Raw genomic sequence first — 3,120 nt, 5'->3', positions numbered from 1 at the left:
AAGTGATCGCTAAAATCTTTGTCAATAAGCAGGGTTTAACGAGATTATTTTTACGTCTATTGAGAATAGTCTAGTCTTATTGACATGATGCGGCCGCCCTGATACCTGTTGAACAAGTTCAGCTTCTTGACTAACCAAAACGTTTTGGTTAACAGTATTTTTTGTGGCGTTGTTCATTCTGTAAAGAAAACTAACAACTTGCTCAGTTTCGTAGCCCAGTTGAATTTCAAGCACTCGCAAAGTGTTGTCTAATTCCTCTAAAGCACTGAAGTCACGGCGATTTGTATTTTCTGATATCGCAGCATAAAAAGCGGTTTGATCATCCCAATCAAAAACCTTGACTGGTATCTCTTCCAATTTTAGTATCTCTGCTGCTTTTAATCGCCGAAGTCCTGCAACCAACTCATATTTTTCAGATTGAGTGGGATGGGGACGTACCCACAGAGGAGAACGAATTCCATTGGGTTGAATATCATTCAGCGCCCATTGTTGTAGCTCTTCTAAATCATAGTAATGCCGAACTGGTTTGCCATCTGGAATAAATGTGAATGTACAAACAATTGCGTTGTACGGAATGATTTGTTCTTGAGCTACTTCCGCTATTTGTACAATTTCCTGAGTAGTGGCTTGTCCAAAGACAAAGTTCAGTTCTTCATTGTTAGCAATATTATCCTTGAGTTTTCGTCGAGTCATGATTCTGATTCAAATAACTTCAAAGCTTCTGTTAGGATTTTGATGTAAGCACTTGCCGCCGCTTTAGGAGCTTCTCCCTTCATACGAAATACTGTACTACCTTGTCCAGGTGCATCCTTGATACATTGACGGTCAGGAAGGGTAGTATTAAGCAAAGGTATAATACCGCTTTGCAAAGCTTCTCTAGCTTCTCGTAATAAAATAGTGTTGTCTTTTACTGCATTTAGATAAAGCGCTGCTATCGGCAGCCCTCCTCGAATTTCCTTTGCTTGACGCACAAATTGTACAATTTTACCTGTACTTGCTAAATCGATCATAGAGTCCCTGCAAGGAATAAGTACTAAATTAGAACGGATCAAAATTGCTTTTGTCACCTCACTTGCATTTCCTGGGCCATCAACAATTACAACATCATAAGACTCTGCTAACTTGGGAAGTTCGTCAAATAAAATTTCTGGATCACCAATGACCTTACAAGGCAAGTTCAGATCCTTCAACCAACTTGATGAGCTTTCCTGCCCATCTGCATCAACTAAGATAGTGGAATACCCCATCTGGGTAAACCAATCAACAGCATGAACTGCTCCTGTTGATTTCCCTGCTCCACCTTTCTGGTTAGCAAATGCCAAAATTTTAGGAAGCTTTTCAGATTTGGTCGTAGTCTTCGTAGGCTTGGATTTTACCATAGGAGCAATTCTCACTTTGCAACAATTGTATTAGTCTTCATAGAATTATCATTTCTAAGATAATTTTCAAGTATTCTTTTAGAAAAGATTCAGCAGAGTATCTATTATCAAATAAGTCAATTAACCAAAATATATGGCTTGATGTTATCACTGATTCAAAATAAAGAATAAAAATAAAGTTAACCAAAACGTTTTGGTTAAATAAAACGAATATAAGTAACCCCCTGACAAAAATACTAATGAAATCTATTGAGCGTCCCTCTAAAAGTCCCAAGAAAGAAGAGCCAAAGTCCAACAACCAAATTTCCAAATTTGACCCTACCCCGGCTGATGACAAGTTGCTGGAAGAACTCACAACTGGCCAACAGCCTGGTCATACCCCTGTCAAGGAAAAACCCATGAAGCCGCCAAAAGTTGAGCCGCAGGTGACTGGCAAGCGCAACAAGAAAAAAATAGATTTACCACCAGCAACCAAACCTCATATACCCTTTCTAGACCGTCTCGAAGAACCAGAATTACCGCCAGAACCCTGTCAGCACATGCAATTCCTGGATTGCAACTCGGAGGTAGGGCGTGTGATATTCGAGTGCTACCACTGCAATTCGGGGATAATCAGCGAGTACACCGGAGATCCTGTAATGGGCGAGTACAAAGGACGACCAAAGAGTGATTTTCACAAAGGTAAAATGCCCTAACTGTGAGCAAACAGCAATTAGACTACAAGCAAGGGAAGTGCTTTCTACAACAGCAATTTCTTCTCCTTGGCAGCAATGATGACACACACCCTTGACTGTCTTATCAGTATATTTAAGCCAATTACTAAGGATTTTGCTCCCGATTCAAGCTTTGAAATTCATTGCTATATACCAATAAGACAGCCTGGGGTAAAAGATATTTACGATTGATAATGCAAATGAGATTTTTACCCTCAATAATGACTGCACTAACGGCGCTCACACTAACTAGTTGCAGCACTACTACTGCTGAACAGTATGAAGCTACAGCACTCACCAGTTACACCTGGCAAGTCAAATATGCCAATGATCTAACTAGTCAACCACAGCCACGCATTGAAACTTTTGCTAATACTTCAATGTTAAATAGGAATGGATTGAAACCGGCGGGAGCAGTTGTTGGCCCAGATGACAGAGGGCTATGGTGGCCTACTTTACCGCCACAACCAAGTGTTGATGAAGTTGAACAACGCAAAAGACCTCAAGAAGAGGCTGGAAAACCTGTTACATGATGTTGGTCTGGCTGAAGAATTACAAAAAGTACTCAATGGAGAATATCAGCCAATACTTGCTGGCAAACAATCAGACGTGAAAGTAGAAGTACTGAAAGTTGTACTAGAGGGTATGGGTGCATTGTTTGGGCATCCACTACCGAAAAAGCTAACCATTTTAGACTTTGGCAATGGTACGACCCTGTATTCTCGTTACAACCAAGGGAAACGAGAAGTTCACACTGCTTACCCCATCGGTGTAGAAGTTCTCATCGATGATATCTCCCAAAAAATGAAACATTTGAATGGGGGAAAAATCGGAGATCCATCCAAAATCCGATTTTGTTTAGAAATGGGGCATACCAGGTACAGCCGTGACATCGATATCAAAGATATATACAGCGCTTCTTTAAAAGATTGGTATGAAAAATACTTGAAGAAAGTGGTGAATCTGACACTGGATGCCAAGCACCAGGGGGATGAAATCTGGGCGATTGGTGGAGGCTGCCTGAGATC

Annotated in this window: 3 protein-coding genes and 2 pseudogenes; 3 read left to right on the top strand and 2 right to left on the bottom strand. The window is 40.7% G+C overall.

Annotated features, from left to right (window positions below):
• Window positions 1-21: 21 nt before the first annotated feature.
• Window positions 22-693 (bottom strand): ParB/RepB/Spo0J family partition protein, encoded by a 672-nt coding sequence (locus H6G26_RS40300; RefSeq protein ID WP_199327292.1) that lies wholly within the window; start codon window positions 691-693, stop codon window positions 22-24.
• The gene (locus H6G26_RS40295; protein ID WP_199327291.1) at window positions 690-1,379 is read right to left on the bottom strand and encodes a ParA family protein; all 690 of its coding nucleotides are present in this window, start codon (window positions 1,377-1,379) and stop codon (window positions 690-692) included. Before H6G26_RS40295 ends, H6G26_RS40300 begins: the two co-directional genes overlap by 4 nt.
• A 239-nt stretch (window positions 1,380-1,618) precedes the next feature.
• Here H6G26_RS40295 and H6G26_RS40290 point away from each other — a divergent pair, with 239 nt between their 5' ends.
• The 3 genes and pseudogenes from H6G26_RS40290 to H6G26_RS40280 all read left to right on the top strand — a co-directional run.
• Window positions 1,619-2,074 (top strand): hypothetical protein, encoded by a 456-nt coding sequence (locus H6G26_RS40290; protein WP_190737565.1) that lies wholly within the window; start codon window positions 1,619-1,621, stop codon window positions 2,072-2,074.
• A gap of 239 nt (window positions 2,075-2,313) precedes the next feature.
• Window positions 2,314-2,607 (top strand): annotated as a pseudogene (locus H6G26_RS40285) (hypothetical protein); the annotation flags it as partial.
• A pseudogene (locus H6G26_RS40280) lies at window positions 2,570-3,120 on the top strand (hypothetical protein); the annotation flags it as partial. The pseudogenes H6G26_RS40285 and H6G26_RS40280, both read left to right, overlap by 38 nt.

Origin of the sequence: Nostoc sp. FACHB-888, assembly GCF_014696655.1 — a bacterium.
GTDB lineage: Bacteria > Cyanobacteriota > Cyanobacteriia > Cyanobacteriales > Nostocaceae > Nostoc.
Note: the sequence above shows the minus strand (reverse complement) of the source record. Positions and strands in the feature narration are given on the sequence as shown.